This window comes from Enterobacter cloacae complex sp. IR5401 (genome assembly GCF_049238425.1).
Taxonomy (GTDB): domain Bacteria; phylum Pseudomonadota; class Gammaproteobacteria; order Enterobacterales; family Enterobacteriaceae; genus Enterobacter; species Enterobacter hormaechei_C.
The window spans coordinates 249145-265584 of record NZ_JBMKHN010000002.1 but is presented as its reverse complement, the minus strand read 5'-3'; the positions used below and the strand labels follow the sequence as shown (position 1 = coordinate 265584).

Genomic DNA, 16440 nt, shown 5'->3' with positions numbered 1-16440 from the left:
TACGGTCAATATTTTTCTGTATGAAAGTTGGTGGCGAAGTCAGTGGTCGTATTTGCAACAGCTTATTACTATTTTCCTCCATATTGGCGCAGTATGACGCTGCTTATTTTTGCTTTGCTATAGGCCGGATAAAAAATGAGGTTCTCATTTCTGTCACGGTGGATAACGCCTTGTATTATGTTTGTGCTGCTCATTTTTAGCGGCCAGCAAGGGTATCTCACCTTAAAAGATTATAAAAAAGTTACGAATAAGTTGGCTAAAGCTGATCTACAGCCGCTGAAAAAAACGCACGAAGATAAACCCTTCACGCTTTTTACGGCTGCCGTCCGTCAGGAGAACTTAGCGGATGCGGCAAAAGCCCCGCTGGCAGCGGAGATAGAGGGCATTGTGCGCAGTGATGACGCCTGGCTCTCCTTTGCTGTTATCAAAACCCCAGGCGGTCAGCGAAGCTACCGTGAGGGTGAACCTCTCGCCGGATTTAACGACGCATTTATTCAGGAAATAAACAAAGATAATGTGGTGGTTAATTATGAAGGTGCTACGCAGGTACTGGCGTTAAATAAACCGGACTATTTTAAGGGGGGCGTGGATAGCGGCCCGGTTACAAAATCGACGAAAGATGCTGGCGCAGAAAGTTTGCATCTTGATGATTATCTGGTGTTAAAACCCATCATTGAAAAAGGCCGACTGGAAGGCTACAGGATAAATCCAAGGAATGCCTCCGCCTTTTACAGTCAGTCAGGTCTGGAAAAAGGCGATGTGGCGGTTCAGGTTAACTCTGTCGATATGACCGATGAAGCAAAAGCGAAAAGCATTATTGCCAACTGGTCGAAAATGAAAGAAGCGGATGTCGTCGTGCGGCGTCACGCTCACCTTGAAAATATTCGGGTTAATGTTCTAAACAATTAACAAGTGTGCAGACATGAAAAAATTTCCCTGGGCGTGCGTGGCGCTGACCGCATTGTCGTTATATTCCAGTTCGCTGCTTGCAGCTAACTTTAGCGCGAGTTTTAAAAATACTGATATTCGCGAGTTTATCGATACGGTAGGCCGCAATCTCAACAAAACCATTCTGGTCGACCCGTCCGTCCAGGGCACCGTCTCGGTCCGAACCTACAACGTGCTGACGGAAGATGAGTACTACCAATTCTTTCTGAGCGTGCTGGATCTCTACGGCCTGTCGGTGATCCCGTTGGACAACGGCATGGTCAAAGTGGTGCGCTCAAGCGTGGCGCGTACCGCCGGTGCGCCGCTGGCAGACAGCAAGAACCCGGGCAAAGGTGATGAGATCATCACCCGCGTGGTGCGCATGGAAAACGTACCCGTTCGCGAGCTGGCCCCGCTGCTGCGTCAGCTCAACGATGCCACTGGCATCGGGAACGTGGTGCACTTTGAGCCGTCCAACGTCCTGCTGTTAACCGGTAAAGCCTCGGTGGTGAACCGCCTGGTGGATCTGGTGCAGCGCGTCGATAAAGACGGTATTCAGCGCCGCGAAATCATCCCGCTGCGCTTTGCCTCTGCCAAAGAACTTTCGGATATGTTGAACAACCTCAACAACGAAGAGCAGAAAGGGCAGAACGCGCCACAGCTGGCGACCAAGGTGGTGGCGGATGACGAAACCAACAGCCTGGTGATCAGCGGTTCGGAAGATGCGCGCGCGCGTACCCGTTCCCTTATCCATCAGCTGGATCGCGAGCAGAATAACGAGGGGAACACCCGCGTCTTCTACCTCAAATATGCCAGCGCCACCAAAGTGGTGCCGGTGCTGACCGGGATTGGCGAGCAGCTGAAAGACAAGCCGGGCGCGGCCAAAGCGAAAACCGCGAGCGCCTCAACCGATCTGAATATCACCGCCGACGAGTCAACCAACTCCCTGGTGATCACTGCGCAGCCTAATGTGATGAACTCCCTGGAGAAGGTGATCGACAAGCTGGATATTCGCCGTCCGCAGGTGCTGGTGGAAGCGATCATTGCCGAAGTGCAGGACGGCAACGGCCTGGATCTTGGGGTGCAGTGGACCAGCAAGCACGGCGGCGTGCAGTTTGGCGCTACCGGCCTGCCAATCAGCCAGATTAAAAATGGCACCATGAAAGGGGCGAGCTTCACTGGTCTGGCGACCGGCTTCTTTAACGGTGATTTCGGTGCGCTGATGACCGCGCTCTCCACCAACGGCAAAAACGACATCCTCTCCACGCCAAGCGTGGTCACGCTGGATAACAAAGAAGCGTCATTCAACGTCGGTCAGGATGTGCCGGTGCTTTCCGGTTCGCAAACCACCAGCGGCGACAACGTGTTTAACTCCGTTGAGCGTAAAACCGTCGGTACCAAGCTGAAGATTGTGCCGCAAATCAACGATGGCGACATGATCCACCTGAAGATTGAGCAGGAAGTGTCCAGCGTTGACAACAGCGCGACGGAAGATTCGAGCCTCGGCCCAACCTTCAACACGCGCACGATCAATAACGAAGTGATGGTTCACAGTGGCCAGACGGTGGTGCTCGGCGGCCTGATGGAAAATGTGACCAAACAGTCCGTCTCCAAAGTGCCGCTGCTCGGCGATATCCCGCTGGTCGGGCAGCTGTTCCGCTACACCTCGCAGGATACCTCTAAACGCAACCTGATGGTGTTTATTCATACCACCGTCCTGCGTGACGACGACAACTACAGCGCAGCCTCGAAAGAGAAATATGACCAGATCCGGGTGCGCCAGATGCAGCGCGTGGAAGAGAAAAAGCTCGGTATTGTTGAGCCGAGCGACAATGCCGTCCTGCCCGCGTTTCCTTCAGCAAGCCCTCACGTCGCACCGGTGAAAACCTCCGCGGCACGCAATCCGTTTAAAGAGTAAGGCGGAGGGATAACGTGGACGAACTGAGTAAATCCCTGTGTAGCAGCAACTACGCAAAAGATAACGGCGTTCTGCTTTACAACAATGACGTCTATATCCGTGAGGACACCCCGGCGTTAGCACTGCTGGAGGTGCGCCGGGTGCTTGGACGCGCGTTCGTCCCGATCACCCTGGCGCCGGAAGCGTTTGATGAGATGCTGGCCAAAATCTGGCAGCAGAGCAGCGGCGTGTCGCAGCAGCTGGTGGACGACATGGACGCGGATATCGATCTGATGGCGTTAACCGAGGAGATCCCGGATAACGAAGATCTGCTCGATAACGACGAAAACTCGCCGGTGATCCGCCTGATCAACGCCATTCTCGGCGAGGCGGTGAAGGACGGCGCGTCGGATATTCATATCGAAACCTTCGAGCGCACCCTGAGCATTCGCTTTCGCGTTGACGGCGTGCTGCGCCCGGTGCTGCAACCGGCGCGTAAGCTCGCCCCGCTGCTGGTATCGCGAATCAAGGTGATGTCGAAACTCGACATCGCCGAGAAACGTCTCCCCCAGGATGGCCGTATCTCCCTGCGCATCGGTCGCAAGGCGATCGACGTGCGTGTGTCGACCATTCCGTCCCAGTACGGCGAGCGCGTGGTGATGCGCCTGCTCGATAAAAGCAATCTCAAGCCCGACATCAACAAGCTGGGGCTGATTGATGAAGAGCTGGGGAAGCTGAAAGGGCTGATCGACCGCCCGCACGGGATCATCCTCGTTACCGGCCCGACGGGTTCCGGCAAAAGCACCACGCTGTACGCCATACTCTCGGCGCTGAACGGCCACGAACGCAACATTCTGACCGTGGAAGATCCGATTGAGTACGAGCTGGAAGGGGTGGGGCAGACGCAGGTTAACCCGCGCGTGGACATGACCTTTGCCCGCGGGCTGCGCGCCATTCTGCGTCAGGACCCGGACGTGGTAATGATCGGGGAAATTCGTGACGGTGAGACCGCCCAGATTGCGGTGCAGGCGTCGCTGACCGGTCACCTGGTGATGTCGACGCTGCACACCAACAGTGCCGCAGGGGCGATAACCCGTCTGCGGGATATGGGGCTGGAGTCCTTCTTAATCGGTTCATCGTTGCTCGGTGTCATTGCCCAGCGTCTGGTGCGTCGGCTGTGTACGCACTGCCGGACCACCAGTCCGCTGGACGCCAATGAAAAAGCGCTGTTTAGCTTTATGGACGCGCCGCCAGAAGCGATTTACCGCGCGGTGGGGTGCGAACACTGCCGTCAGAGCGGCTATCAGGGCCGCGCCGGTATTCATGAATTTCTGGTGGTGGACAGCGCCATGCGCCGCGCCATCCATGAAGATAAGGACGAAATGTCCCTCGAAACGCAGCTCTTTAAGCAGGCCTACAGCCTGCGTGAAAACGGGCTGCTGAAGGTGATCGGCGGCGTGACGTCTCTGGAAGAGGTCATGCGCGTCACCGCCGAGCGTGGGGGGGATGCATAATGGCTTTCTACGCCTGGACAGCGACGGATGCCGCGGGGAAAACCCAGCGCGGGACGTTACAGGCCGAGGGGCAGAAGCAGGTTCGCCAGTGGCTTCGCGAGCAAAAGCTGATGCCCGTCAGCATTACCGAAACCCGCGAAACGGCGGCTGGCGGGAAAGCGAAAACCGGGGTGAAGCTCTCCACTCCGGTGCTGTCGATGTTTACCCGTCAGCTTTCGACGCTGGTCAACGCCGCGCTGCCGCTGGAGAGCGCGCTGAAGGCGATCTCGAAGCAGACGGAAGACAAAAAGCTGGCGGCGATGGTGGTGGAGATCCGCGAGAAGGTGGTGGAAGGCCACACCCTGTTCGATGCCTTCAGCCAGTTCCCGCGCACCTTCGACAAGCTTTACTGCACGCTGGTGATGGCCGGGGAGAAAACCGGTCACCTGGGCGACGTGCTGGAGAAGCTGGCGGAGTACAACGAGCAGCGCCAGAAGATGAAAAGTAAGCTGACGCAGGCGATGGTCTACCCGATAACCCTCACTGTGGTCGCCATCGCGGTCATCAGCATCCTGCTGGTGGCGGTGGTGCCGCAGGTGATCGAGCAGTTCACTCACATGAAGCAGCAGCTGCCGATCACCACCCGGACGCTGATTGCGGTAAGTGATTTCCTGCAAGCCTGGGGCATTTATATTGTGGGCATTCTGGGGGGCGGCTTTATCGGCTTCAAAACCTGGCTGAGGAATGCCAAAAACCGTTTTCGCTGGCACAGCTGGCTGGTGAACGGCTCGCCGATTAAAAAGCTGGTCTGCGCCATCAACAGCGCCCGCTATATCCGTACCCTGAGTATTTTGCAGGCCAGTAGCGTGCCGCTGCTGGAGGGGATGTATATCGCGATGGACGGTATCGAAAACCGCTATGCCCGGCAGGTGCTGGAGCAGGCCGCCGACACCGTGCGCCAGGGGGCGTCGCTGTATGCGGCGCTGGAACAGGCGAAATTATTCCCGCCCACCATGCTGTATATGATTGCCTCCGGTGAAGAGAGCGGGGAATTAGGTAATTTAATGGATCGCGCGGCGGAAAATCAGGAATCGGCCTTACAACATCGAATTACATTAACGCTGTCGGTCTTTGAACCGGCGCTGGTGGTATCCATGGCGACGATTGTTTTATTCATCGTGCTTTCAATATTACAACCGCTTCTGCAACTTAATAATATGGTAGGTTAAATCATGGCTTTAAAACGTAAAAACCTGGCTCGCCAGGCGGGCTTCACATTGCTCGAATTAATGGTGGTCATTGTTATTCTCGGCGTACTGGCGAGTATGGTAGTGCCAAATTTAATGGGCAATAAGGAAAAAGCCGATACGCAAAAAGCAACCAGCGATATTGTCGCGCTCGAAGGCTCGCTGGATATGTACAAGCTGGATAACCACCGCTACCCGACCACAGAGCAGGGTTTGCAGGCGCTGGTGACCAAACCTGAAATCGCGCCAATCCCGAACGGCTACCGCACGGACGGCTATATCCGTCGCCTGCCGCAGGCCCCCTGGGGCAATGATTATCTGCTGGTGAGCCCGGGTGAACACGGCGCGGTGGACGTCTTCTCAGCCGGTCCGGACGGCGAAGCCAATACCGCCGATGACATTACCAACTGGTCTCTGGATAAGAAAGAGAAATAATGAAAAATCAACGCGGCTTTACGTTGCTGGAAATTATTCTGGCGCTGGTGATATTTGCCAGTTGCGCCATGATGGTGGTGTCCACCATTCCTTCGCGCAGCGGCGCGGATATATTTGGCCAGCAATTAAAAGCGCTCGTTGATTATGGTTCAGACCGTGCGGTGATGGACGGAAATATTGTCGGGCTGGTGATCGCCACCGATAAATATCAGCTGGTGACGATCGCCGATGAAAATGGCGAGCGTCACTGGGTGCCATTATCTGCCGGACGCATTTCCACCAAAGGTGATTTTCCGGAAGAGATGCATGTGTCGCTCTCGCCGCAGCGCCTGGCCGCGACGGTGACGTCCGAGCCGCAGGTAATCTTTTTACCGGACGGTGAAATCAGCCGCTTTACGCTGACGCTGCAAAGTTATGACAAACAGCACCATTTCCGCGTGGTGTCGCAAGGTGCGGCGCCGGTATCGGTAGAAAACGATGGCTAACGGCAACAAAAAGCAAAAGGGGATGACGCTGCTGGAGGTGATGGTCGCTCTGGTGATTTTCTCCACCGCCGCGCTGGCGCTGATGAACTCGGTCTCCCTGAACGTGCGTTTTACCCATGGCCTGGCCGATACCTTGCAGGCCAGTTGGGTGGCGGAAAATCAGCTGGCGGAAGCACAGCTCACGAAAACCGACTTCCCGGATGCTGAACAGCAGGGGACGGAAATCATGGGCGGGCGCAGGTGGAACTGGCGTAAGCAGCGGGTGAAAACGGCCGACAACGTCTGGGCGAATACAATACGCGTGTATGCGGAAGGCGATGAGAGCCAGCCGGTTATTTCCCTGCATATCATTCCGCCGGGAGAGAGCAAGTGAAGAAAATGCGACGCCAGCGCGGATTTACCCTGCTGGAGATCATGATTGCGCTGACTATCTTCGCGGTGATCAGCACCCTGGCCTGGCAAATTCTGGACGGCGCGATGCGTACCAGCTCGGCGACGGATGCCAGCGCCGCAAAGCTCAACCAGCTTCAGCGCGCCTGGAGTCTGATGGAGCGTGATTTTTTCCAGCTTCAGGCGCGCGCCCCGCGTAATGAGCCGGAGCTGTTTCGTCAGGCGGGCGATGCCCTTGAACTGACCACCCTGAATGGCGTGAGCGGAACGGTCCAACTGGAGCGCGAGCGCTGGCGGCTGGAAGAGGGGCGTTTGTATCGCGACGTCTGGCCGGTCATTGACGGCCCGGCGGAAGTTAAGCCTGACGAAGTGCCGATTGTCAGCGGCGTTAAATCATTGCAGTGGCGGTTTTATCGTCAGGGCTGGCTGAAAAGCTGGAGCGACGCCGCCCATCTGCCGGACGGCGTGGAGGTTACGTTGACGATGGAAAACGGGGATACCTGGCGCTGGGTATTCACCACGCCGGGTGATATGCCGGAGGTGGCCGCTGCCGCGGCGCCAGAGAAAGCCGCCGACGCGCCTGGGACGCCCCCGGATGCAGCCCCTGCGCCTGCCCCTTCGCCGGAGACCAGACCATGAAGCGGATCCGTCAACAACAGGGCGTAGCCCTGCTGGTGGTGCTGATTTTGCTGGTGATGATGTCGGCGCTGGCCGCCAAAATCAGCCAGCAGTTCTGCCGTAATTTGCAGAAAACGCATTATCAGGTAAGCCAGCAGCAGCTGCGCTGGGCGATGCAGGCCCAGGAAAAAGTGGTGAAGGACCGGTTACAGACCGACGCCAGCGGCGAGAGCAAGCCGCTGGCGCTGGACGGCGACTGGCATCAGCCGCTGGAGACGCAGGGTGAAGATTACACGGTCGTGAGCCAGGTGGAAGATGCGCAGGACTGCTTTAACGTCAATAACCTGTTGACCGCCGACATCGCACCCCAGGGGCAAAGCGCTCCCGCGGTGGCGGAAACACCGCGTAAAGCGCGGATTGTAGAACAACTTCTGACGGAAAGTGGGCTCAGTCCGGGCACGGCGGAGGCGGTCTATTTCCAGCTGGTGGATTATCTCGATGGTGACAGCACCACGGCGAAGGAGGGGGCCGAAAGCGATGCGTGGGCTGGCGTCGTGCCCGCGCGGCAACCGGCAAATCAGATGATGCGCAGCATCGCGGAAATCAAACTGCTGCCGGCGTTCCCTGTTACGGCATATCCAAAGGTGAGCAAGCTGTTATGCGCGCTGCCGGACGCCGCCAGCAAGGTGGACGTGAACACCCTGCAACCGGAACAGGCCGCCGTGCTGGCGGCCATGTTCCCGGGAAAACTCACGCGGGATGACGCCGTTCGCCTGCTGGATTCGCGTCCGGAATCGGGCTGGGAAAATATGGAAGCGTTCAGCAAAGCGCTGGAGCAGGCCTTCCCGCAGTTAAAAGACGATCTCCCGCAGGTGGTGGATCAATTTTCTATAAACAGCCGGTACTTCCGCGTGAATTACACCGGCAATACCGATGAATTAACGCTTCGCGTGGTCAGCCAGCTTCAGGTGAATAACGAAGCCGGTGAGATCGTGACGTGGCAGCGTCGTTACCGAATGATTGAATAAGAAAAGTAGAACGTTATGAAACAGGTACTTTTTGTTCGTCCCGACAGCCGCGAGGGCGGGAAAATAATGTGGTGTGAGTCCGGCAGCGAGCGCGTCGAGGTGGTCGACAGCCTGGAGATGCTGGCCGAACACCCCCTGGCTACGCGCGTTTGTCTCCTGTTACCCGCCAGCGACATGATTTTCCGCCATTTTAGGCTACCGAAAAAGGTGGCTTCTCAGGGAATGGCCTTCTCGTGGATGGCAGAAGAGACGCTGATTGGCGACGTGGACAACCTCCACTGGACGGTACTCCACAAAAAAGGCGCCGACGTCGACGCCGTGGCCATTGACGCCGACCGCCTGCGCGCAACATTAACCCGCTGTCAGGAGGCCGGATTAAACGTGATTCAGGCCCTGCCTGATGCCTGGCTCCTGCCCGTGACGGCAGGGGGCAGCACGCTGGTCGCGCAGGATGATGGCTACTGGCTGCGTTTATCGCCCCATGTGGCGGGTGAAATGGAGGCAACCCTGCTGCCGCTGTTAATGCAGAAAGCCGGGGGCGGGGAAGTGTGGTGTTACGGCGATGCGCCTGCGAAGGTGCACATTGACGTGCAGCATGCCTGGCAGCATCCGCTGGCGCTGATCCAGCCGCAGTGGCAAACCTGTCGCGTTAACCTGCTTCACGGTGAATTCAGCCTTAAGGCCGGTCATGGGCGGGCAGCGAAAAGGATGAAAGCCGCGATGGTGGCGGCGGGCGTGCTGTCTGTTGGTCTGCTGCTGGGGCCACGCATTGCGATGGCCTGGATGCTGGTGCAGCAGGAAAATCGGGTGCAGCAGGAGATCGTCCAGGTTTATCAGCACCATTTCCCCAGCATGCGGCAGCAGACCAATATCAAATATCACTTTGGCCAAAGCCTGAAAAAACAGAGCAAGGGGTTCTTTCTTCAGCTTGAGGAGCTGGAGAAAGCCCGGCAGTCAGTCCCTGCGATGGAGATCGATCTGCTGGAATACGATGCGCAGCAAAACACCCTGACGCTGAGCGTCAGCGCGCAAAACCAGCCCGCGTTGCGGGCGTTTGTTAACCAGACCAGTGAGAATTTTGATTTTACCTTACAGCCTGTTTCAACAACCGAACCGTATACCGCCATGATCGCAGGGAAACATAAATGAAAGAGCGAATCGCACAGCTGAAAGCGCGCTATCAGAATTACAGCGCCCGGGAAAAAATCATTTTAAAAATATGTGCCGTTGCTATTGTGGGGGCAGCGGTGTATTACACAGGAGTGATCCCCTTGGATAATATGATTAAAAATAGTAAATCGACACTTAAAAGACAAAAAGAGACGCTTAACTGGATGCGCAGTGAAATTGATAAAAATCATCTTCAGATCCAGTTAGTCAAAACGGATAATCCGCGTACGGTGGTCGAGAATAGCGCCCATGAAATTAACCTTTCGCTGACGGATGTGCGCCAGGAGGGGCAAACTTTATCGTTCGTGGTGAATCGGGTTAATGTGTATGAATTAAAAAGCTGGCTGCGTGAAATTAATCAGACCACCGGTGTGAGATTGCAAAAAATTAACCTCACGCCGGTTGACCACCTCAGCGATGTGAAAGCGCAGGTGCAACTCACCTGGGCAAAAAACGCATGAATACCTTCGCGCTGATGCGGGATGCCTTTCCGGTAGGGTTCCCGATAATGAGTGCGATCCTGGGCGGCATTGTGGGCAGTTTTCTTGGCGTTGTCGCCGAACGCGTACCGGGGATGGTGATGGATGAGGAGGGGAGCGGTAATCTGCTCATTCCGGCCTCGCACTGTTCGGTGTGCCAGCACGCCCTCGCCGCGTGGGAAAACATCCCGCTGCTCAGCTGGCTTTTATTACGGGGGCGCTGCCACCAGTGCGGCAGCGCGATCCCGCTGCGACTCTTTCTGGTCGAACTGATCTCCGCCTTGTTTTTTGGCATCACGGCCTGGTGCATGCCGGACGTTCAGGCGCTGTTCTCTTTGTGGTTACTGGCGGCTTTTTTACTGCCGCTGGCCATGATCGACTGGCAGCACCAGCTGCTTCCGGACTGCCTGACCCAGCCGCTGCTGTGGGCAGGTCTCTTGCTTCATGTGTTTGACCACACGTTGCCGCTACGCGATGCGCTGTTCGGCGCGGTGGCGGGCTATCTGTCGCTCTGGCTGCTCTACTGGGCTTTTCGTCTGATCACGGGACGAGAAGGTCTGGGTTACGGGGATTTTAAGCTACTGGCGGCGCTGGGCGCCTGGTGCGGCTGGCAGGCGTTGCCCTCTATTGAACTGGCGGCAGCGTTAAGCGGTATTGTCGGTTATTTCGCCGTAAATAATTTAAATAAAAATAACCTCACTATTTCTTTTGGTCCTTATCTCGCCTTTGCTGGAATAGGGGTTTTTATTAGTCAGCAAATTGCTTTCACATTTTAAATATACAGGTCAAGATTTTTTATAAATCTTTTTGATGGAGGAAGGAAAGGACGATCCTTTACGCTCAGTGTATCGTAAGAGATATAAGCTACACGGGATTTGGCTTGTATCTTTTAATGGAGGAATACAACGCAGCAACAATTTTTTGTTCACGGCACTCACGTTGGTTAAATACGCATTACGCGAAACGCATCCATGATCTCACGGAAGACATGGGTTACTACGTTATAAATAAATTTATCAGGAAATAAAAATGAAATTTATGAAGCCAAAATATCTGGCGCTCTTTATTGCGGCGGCAACCAGCGCCGCATTTGCAGCAGCGCCAGGTGCACCGACGATCGGCTATGGCAATGACAAATTTGCCCTGGTGGAAGTGGATCAGGCTGCACAGGATTATAACAATCTTGTCAAAGTGCATAACGATGGCGTGGATGTAAAAGTTGAGTGGAACGTCTGGAGTGGTGATGCGCCAACTTCTGCGAAAGTTCTGCTGGACGGACAGACCGTATGGACCGGCGCAGCCGGTGCGACGGGCTCTGCAACGTTTAAAGTGAAAAAAGGCGGGCGTTATCAGGAACAGGTTGAAGTCTGTAATGCCAGCGGCTGTGCGAAAAGCGCCAGTAAGCTGATTATTGTGGCTGACACCGACGGTAGCCACCTGCTGCCGCTGAATACGTCTCTCCAGGAGAACAACAAAGCGTTCGCGAAGCATACCGATAAAGTGGTTGCGGCCTACTTCCCGGAATGGGGCGTTTACGACCGTAACTTCCCGGTTGATAAGATCCCTGCGGCAAACCTCAACCACATTCTGTACGGCTTCATTCCAATCTGTGGCGGTGACGGCATCAACGACGGCCTGAAAACCATTGAAGGTGGTAACAGCTTCCGCGTGCTTCAGAACGACTGTAAGGGCCGTCCTGACTTTACCGTGGCGATCCACGACCCATGGGCTGCGCTGCAAAAACCACAGGCTGGCGTCTCCAACTGGGATGATCCGTACAAAGGTAACTTTGGCCAGCTGATGGCGCTGAAAAAAGCGCATCCAGGCCTGAAAGTGCTGCCATCTATCGGCGGCTGGACGCTTTCCGATCCGTTCTTCCACATGGGCGACCCGGCTATCCGAGCACGCTTTGTCTCTTCTGTGAAAGATTTCCTCCAGACGTGGAAATTCTTTGACGGCGTGGATATCGACTGGGAATTCCCGGGCGGTGGCGGTGTAACCGAAAACCTGGGTAACCCGCAGCAGGATAAAGCGACCTATACCGCACTGATGCACGACCTGCGCACCATGCTGAACGAGCTGTCTGCACAGACGGGCCGTACCTATGAACTGACCAGCGCCATCGGTGCAGGCCGCGATAAGATCGAAGACGTGGATTACACCACGGCTCAGCAGTATCTCGACCACATCTTCCTGATGAGCTACGACTTCTACGGCGGCTGGAGCAACACCGTTCTCGGCCACCAGGCTGCGCTGCGTGCGCCAGCATGGCGTCCGGACACTGATTACACCACTGAAAATGGCGTTAACGCGCTGCTTGCGCAGGGTGTACAGCCAGGCAAGATCGTGGTGGGTGCGGGCATGTATGGCCGCGGCTGGACCGGCGTGCATGGCTACACCGGTGACAATCCATTCACCGGTACGGCAACCGGCATGGTGAAAGGCACCTGGGAACCGGGCGTGGTTGACTATCGTCAGATCGTGAACGAATACAAAGGCAAACCGGGCTGGGAATACGGCTACGACACGACCGCTGAAGCCCCTTACGTCTTCAACAAATCCACCGGCGACCTGATCTCGTATGAAGATGCGCGTTCAACCACGGCGAAAGGCAAGTATGTTCTGGCCAATAAACTGGGCGGTCTGTTCGCGTGGTCTATCGACTCTGATACCGGCGACATTCTGAATGCGATGAACGAAAGCCTGCTGGGCGGCGACTCGACTCCAGTTGATCCGGTGGTCACCAACCACGCGCCAATCGCGTCCTCTGCCGATCAGAACGTGTCTGGCCCGGCAACCGTCACGCTCGATGGCTCTGCTTCCAGCGATCCTGATGGCGATGCGATTACCTACAAATGGACTCAGGTCTCTGGTCCGTCTGTCACCATCAACAACAGCACCAAAGCGAAAGCGACCTTCAATGTTGCGGCAGCGACCACCGACCAGACCATGACGTTCCGCCTGACGGTGACCGATGCAAAAGGCCTGAGCAACGCGATTGATGTCCAGGTGGTGAACAAGGCGCCGAAAGCTAACCAGGCACCGGTTTTAAACCCAATGGAAGCGATCACGCTTGAATCTGGTGAAACCTATGCGCTGCATGCCCAGGCTGCGGACCCAGACGGTGATGCGCTGACCTACGCCTGGAGCGTACCAGCAGATATGCACGCCACCGGAACTGACTCCGCGAACGTGAATATCACGGCGCCGGAAGTGAGCTCGACGTCTACCTACACCCTGAGCGTGGTAGTGAGCGACGGTAAGACCAGCGTGCAGTCTAACGTCCAGGTTACCGTGAATCCGAAAGCGGCGCCTGCACCGGTACCTGCTGACGAAGACACTAACCCGGCGGATGACGTTACCCCTCCGGCTGATGATGTGACTCCTCCGTCTGACAAAGGAAGCTGCGATGCACCTGTGGATGCTAACGCCAGCAAATACGCGGCGTGGGAATCCAGCAAAATCTACAACGGTGGCGATACCGTAAGCTTCGACCATCTGGTGTGGAAAGCGAAGTACTGGACTCAGGGCAATCAGCCTGGCTTCGGTGTGGATGCATGGGAGCTGGTGAGCAACGTGAAGATGAACTGGCGTTCTGACCTGGTCTACAACGGCGGCGACACTACCACCTATGAAGGTAACGTTTACCGTGCGAAATGGTGGACCCGTGGTGATAACCCAGCCAACAGCGACGTATGGGTAAAAGAAGGCGCATCAACAGATTGCAAATAATCTAACCCATTAATCACTCCCCCTTTAGAGGGGGAGTGATTCAAAATTCATTTTACAGGATGTTGGTAAGGAGAAATAACCGAAACTGTCAGCAGGTAAAAATGAAAAAGTTAATTTTGTTGTTATTGATAATAAGCCAAAGCGCACTGGCAAATTGTTGGGATAAAGCGGCGCATTATTATCATGTCGATCCTTATTTACTGTACGCGATAGCGAATGTGGAATCCGGTATGAATCCGTATGCGGTTGGGCAAAACCGTGATGGCACGCGGGATGTCGGGCTGATGCAAATCAACAGTTCGCATTTTACCGCGCTGGAAAGCAGAGGCATCGACGAATATCGATTAATCACGGAGCCGTGTACTTCGATCATGGTCGGGGCTTCTATCCTTTCCGGGATGATCAGGGTGTATGGCTATAACTGGGAAGCCGTTGGCGCGTATAACGCCGGACTGAAAAAAGAAAATTATCCGCAGAGGATGAAATATGCCCATAAGGTCTGGGCCAAATATCAGCAACTGAAATTAGCAGCACGTTATTAACGTTTTTTATTTTTGAAGAATTCCTGAAGGTGTTCTTCGAAAAGTGAAAACAGCTGAATGTGGTTTATGTATTAACGGAGTAATACCTAAGCCGGGATATTAACATTTAATTTGAAACGAACAGGAAAACTGAAATGAACAAAAGGACGTTACTGAGTGTACTCATTGCGGGAGCCTGCGTGGCGCCATTCATGGCCCAGGCTGCGAATCTGAAGGAGACCAGCAGTGAGCCGTACACCATCAAAGCCAGCGATCTGGCGAAGAAAGAGAAGGAACTGACGGACTTCCCGCTGATGGCTTCGGTTAAAGAGACCATCCAGACGCTGGATAACGCGCAGGTCGAACTGATTGAGCCAGGCCGGGCGGCGAACCCGGACAACGTTAAACGCGTTGAAGGGATTGTGAAAGCCAGCGACTGGGAATATCTCTTCCCGCTGCGCGCCCAGGCCTATACCTACAGCAACTTCCTGAAAGCCGTGGGTAAATTCCCGGCGCTGTGTAAAACCTATAATGACGGTCGTGACAGCGACGCCATCTGTCGCAAAGAGCTGGCCACCATGTTTGCCCACTTTGCCCAGGAAACTGGCGGCCACGAAAGCTGGCGTCCGGAAGCCGAATGGCGTCAGGCGCTGGTCCACGTACGTGAAATGGGCTGGAGCGAAGGGCAGAAGGGCGGTTATAACGGCGAATGTAACCCGGACGTCTGGCAAGGACAGACCTGGCCTTGCGGTAAAGATAAAGACGGCGATTTCCTGAGCTATTTCGGACGCGGTGCGAAACAGTTGTCTTACAACTACAACTACGGTCCATTCTCTGAAGCGATGTACGGCGACGTGCGTACACTGCTCGACAAACCTGAGCTGGTGGCGGACACCTGGTTGAACCTGGCGAGTGCGATCTTCTTCTTCGCCTATCCGCAGCCGCCAAAACCAAGCATGTTGCAGGTGATCGACGGTACATGGCAGCCGAACGACCACGATAAAGCCAACGGTCTGGTTCCGGGCTTTGGTGTGACCACCCAGATCATCAACGGCGGCGTTGAGTGCGGCGGCCCGACTGAAATTGCGCAGTCTCAGAACCGTATCAAATACTACAAAGAGTTTGCAAACTACCTGAAAGTGCCTGTTCCGGCGAATGAAGTGTTGGGTTGCGCCAACATGAAGCAGTTCGACGAAGGTGGCGCAGGCGCCCTGAAGATTTACTGGGAACAGGACTGGGGATGGAGCGCGGATACCCCGGACGGCAAAACCTACTCTTGCCAGCTGGTGGGCTACCAGACTCCGTTCAGCGCCTTTAAAGAAGGTGACTACAGCAAGTGCGTGCAGAAGTTCTTTAACGTGAAAATCGTTAACTATGATGGTTCTTCCGTTACCCCGGACGAAACCCCGGTCACGCCAACACCGACGCCATCTGGCGATGAAACGCCAGCGCCAACACCAACGCCGGATGAAACCCCGGTCGAACCTGTTGTGGTGAACCACGCGCCGGTTGCGCAGATTGCCGGTCCGATCGGTGCAGTGGAAGCAGGTGCGCAGGTTTCTCTGAGTGCGGAAGGCTCTACCGATCCTGATGGCAACAAACTGACGTATACCTGGCGTTCCCAGGATGGTCAGACTGTTACCGGTCAGGACAAAGCGGTTGTGACCTTCACAGCGCCAGAGTCTGCGACGGCGCAGCAGTATGAAGTGAGCCTGACCGTCAGCGATGGCGAGCTGAGCAGCACCACGTCTTACCTGCTGAACGTGAAAGCGAAAGCGGCAACGCCATCCGGAGAAGATACGTCTTACCCGGCATGGAGCGCGAACAGCAAGTACAACGCCGGTGATATCGTGAACAACCACGGTAAACTGTTCCAGTGCAAACCGTTCCCGTACAGCGGCTGGTGTAACAACTCTCCAACGTACTATGAACCAGGCGCAGGTCTGGCATGGGCTGAAGCCTGGACGGCTCTGTAAAAGCAAACGGCAACCCCCAGGGTTGCCGTTTTAGTGTCTGCA

The 16440-nt window shown here is 55.5% G+C and carries 15 protein-coding genes; all 15 read left to right on the top strand.

Going from position 1 to position 16440, the window contains the following annotated elements:
• The first annotated feature begins 177 nt into the window (after nt 1-177).
• Nucleotides 178-909 (top strand): type II secretion system protein GspC, encoded by a 732-nt coding sequence (gspC, locus tag ACOTX1_RS04245; RefSeq protein ID WP_032634469.1) that lies wholly within the window; start codon nt 178-180, stop codon nt 907-909.
• Nucleotides 910-922: 13 nt separating this feature from the next.
• Complete coding sequence (gene gspD, locus ACOTX1_RS04240; protein ID WP_022650699.1) at nt 923-2845, top strand: type II secretion system secretin GspD; 1923 nt, start codon at nt 923-925, stop codon at nt 2843-2845.
• A 14-nt stretch (nt 2846-2859) separates the two neighbouring features.
• Complete coding sequence (gspE, locus tag ACOTX1_RS04235) at nt 2860-4338, top strand: type II secretion system ATPase GspE (RefSeq protein WP_023315723.1); 1479 nt, start codon at nt 2860-2862, stop codon at nt 4336-4338.
• The gene (gene gspF, locus ACOTX1_RS04230) at nt 4338-5546 is read left to right on the top strand and encodes a type II secretion system inner membrane protein GspF (RefSeq protein ID WP_017384864.1); all 1209 of its coding nucleotides are present in this window, start codon (nt 4338-4340) and stop codon (nt 5544-5546) included. Before gspE ends, gspF begins: the two co-directional genes overlap by 1 nt.
• 3 nt (nt 5547-5549) lie before the next feature.
• Nucleotides 5550-5999: a type II secretion system major pseudopilin GspG gene (gspG, locus tag ACOTX1_RS04225; RefSeq protein ID WP_023315724.1), complete on the top strand. Its 450-nt coding sequence runs from the start codon at nt 5550-5552 to the stop codon at nt 5997-5999.
• A complete protein-coding gene (gspH, locus tag ACOTX1_RS04220; protein ID WP_023315725.1) occupies nt 5999-6484 on the top strand; it encodes a type II secretion system minor pseudopilin GspH in 486 nt (161 codons plus the stop codon). The genes gspG and gspH overlap by 1 nt, the downstream gene beginning before the upstream one ends.
• Nucleotides 6477-6857, top strand: coding sequence for a type II secretion system minor pseudopilin GspI (gene gspI / locus ACOTX1_RS04215; protein WP_023315726.1), 381 nt, complete (start codon nt 6477-6479; stop codon nt 6855-6857). Before gspH ends, gspI begins: the two co-directional genes overlap by 8 nt.
• Nucleotides 6854-7513, top strand: a complete 660-nt coding sequence (gspJ, locus tag ACOTX1_RS04210; protein WP_023315727.1) for a type II secretion system minor pseudopilin GspJ — start codon at nt 6854-6856, stop codon at nt 7511-7513. Before gspI ends, gspJ begins: the two co-directional genes overlap by 4 nt.
• On the top strand, nt 7510-8520 hold the full coding sequence (gene gspK / locus ACOTX1_RS04205) for a type II secretion system minor pseudopilin GspK (RefSeq protein ID WP_023315728.1): 1011 nt from the start codon (nt 7510-7512) through the stop codon (nt 8518-8520). The genes gspJ and gspK overlap by 4 nt, the downstream gene beginning before the upstream one ends.
• A gap of 15 nt (nt 8521-8535) precedes the next feature.
• Nucleotides 8536-9669 (top strand): type II secretion system protein GspL, encoded by a 1134-nt coding sequence (gene gspL / locus ACOTX1_RS04200; RefSeq protein WP_023315729.1) that lies wholly within the window; start codon nt 8536-8538, stop codon nt 9667-9669.
• The gene (gspM, locus tag ACOTX1_RS04195) at nt 9666-10151 is read left to right on the top strand and encodes a type II secretion system protein GspM (RefSeq protein WP_022650705.1); all 486 of its coding nucleotides are present in this window, start codon (nt 9666-9668) and stop codon (nt 10149-10151) included. The genes gspL and gspM overlap by 4 nt, the downstream gene beginning before the upstream one ends.
• Nucleotides 10148-10945: a prepilin peptidase gene (locus ACOTX1_RS04190; RefSeq protein WP_023315730.1), complete on the top strand. Its 798-nt coding sequence runs from the start codon at nt 10148-10150 to the stop codon at nt 10943-10945. The genes gspM and ACOTX1_RS04190 overlap by 4 nt, the downstream gene beginning before the upstream one ends.
• Before the next feature lie 253 nt (nt 10946-11198).
• Nucleotides 11199-13901, top strand: coding sequence for a glycosyl hydrolase family 18 protein (locus ACOTX1_RS04185; protein ID WP_023315731.1), 2703 nt, complete (start codon nt 11199-11201; stop codon nt 13899-13901).
• Nucleotides 13902-14002: 101 nt separating this feature from the next.
• Entirely contained in the window at nt 14003-14443 is a 441-nt protein-coding gene (gene iagB / locus ACOTX1_RS04180) for a type III secretion system invasion protein IagB (protein WP_022650708.1), read from the top strand.
• Between the two features lie 134 nt (nt 14444-14577).
• Nucleotides 14578-16398 (top strand): chitinase, encoded by a 1821-nt coding sequence (locus ACOTX1_RS04175; protein WP_023315732.1) that lies wholly within the window; start codon nt 14578-14580, stop codon nt 16396-16398.
• Nucleotides 16399-16440: the final 42 nt, after the last annotated feature.

Coding starts and splice junctions, on each gene's coding strand:
- gspC (WP_032634469.1), top strand. CDS start 178: ATGTTTGTGCTGCTCATTTTTAGCGGCCAGCAAGGGTATCTCACCTTA.
- gspD (WP_022650699.1), top strand. CDS start 923: ATGAAAAAATTTCCCTGGGCGTGCGTGGCGCTGACCGCATTGTCGTTA.
- gspF (WP_017384864.1), top strand. CDS start 4,338: ATGGCTTTCTACGCCTGGACAGCGACGGATGCCGCGGGGAAAACCCAG.
- gspG (WP_023315724.1), top strand. CDS start 5,550: ATGGCTTTAAAACGTAAAAACCTGGCTCGCCAGGCGGGCTTCACATTG.
- gspH (WP_023315725.1), top strand. CDS start 5,999: ATGAAAAATCAACGCGGCTTTACGTTGCTGGAAATTATTCTGGCGCTG.
- gspI (WP_023315726.1), top strand. CDS start 6,477: ATGGCTAACGGCAACAAAAAGCAAAAGGGGATGACGCTGCTGGAGGTG.
- gspK (WP_023315728.1), top strand. CDS start 7,510: ATGAAGCGGATCCGTCAACAACAGGGCGTAGCCCTGCTGGTGGTGCTG.
- gspL (WP_023315729.1), top strand. CDS start 8,536: ATGAAACAGGTACTTTTTGTTCGTCCCGACAGCCGCGAGGGCGGGAAA.
- gspM (WP_022650705.1), top strand. CDS start 9,666: ATGAAAGAGCGAATCGCACAGCTGAAAGCGCGCTATCAGAATTACAGC.
- ACOTX1_RS04190 (WP_023315730.1), top strand. CDS start 10,148: ATGAATACCTTCGCGCTGATGCGGGATGCCTTTCCGGTAGGGTTCCCG.
- ACOTX1_RS04185 (WP_023315731.1), top strand. CDS start 11,199: ATGAAATTTATGAAGCCAAAATATCTGGCGCTCTTTATTGCGGCGGCA.
- iagB (WP_022650708.1), top strand. CDS start 14,003: ATGAAAAAGTTAATTTTGTTGTTATTGATAATAAGCCAAAGCGCACTG.
- ACOTX1_RS04175 (WP_023315732.1), top strand. CDS start 14,578: ATGAACAAAAGGACGTTACTGAGTGTACTCATTGCGGGAGCCTGCGTG.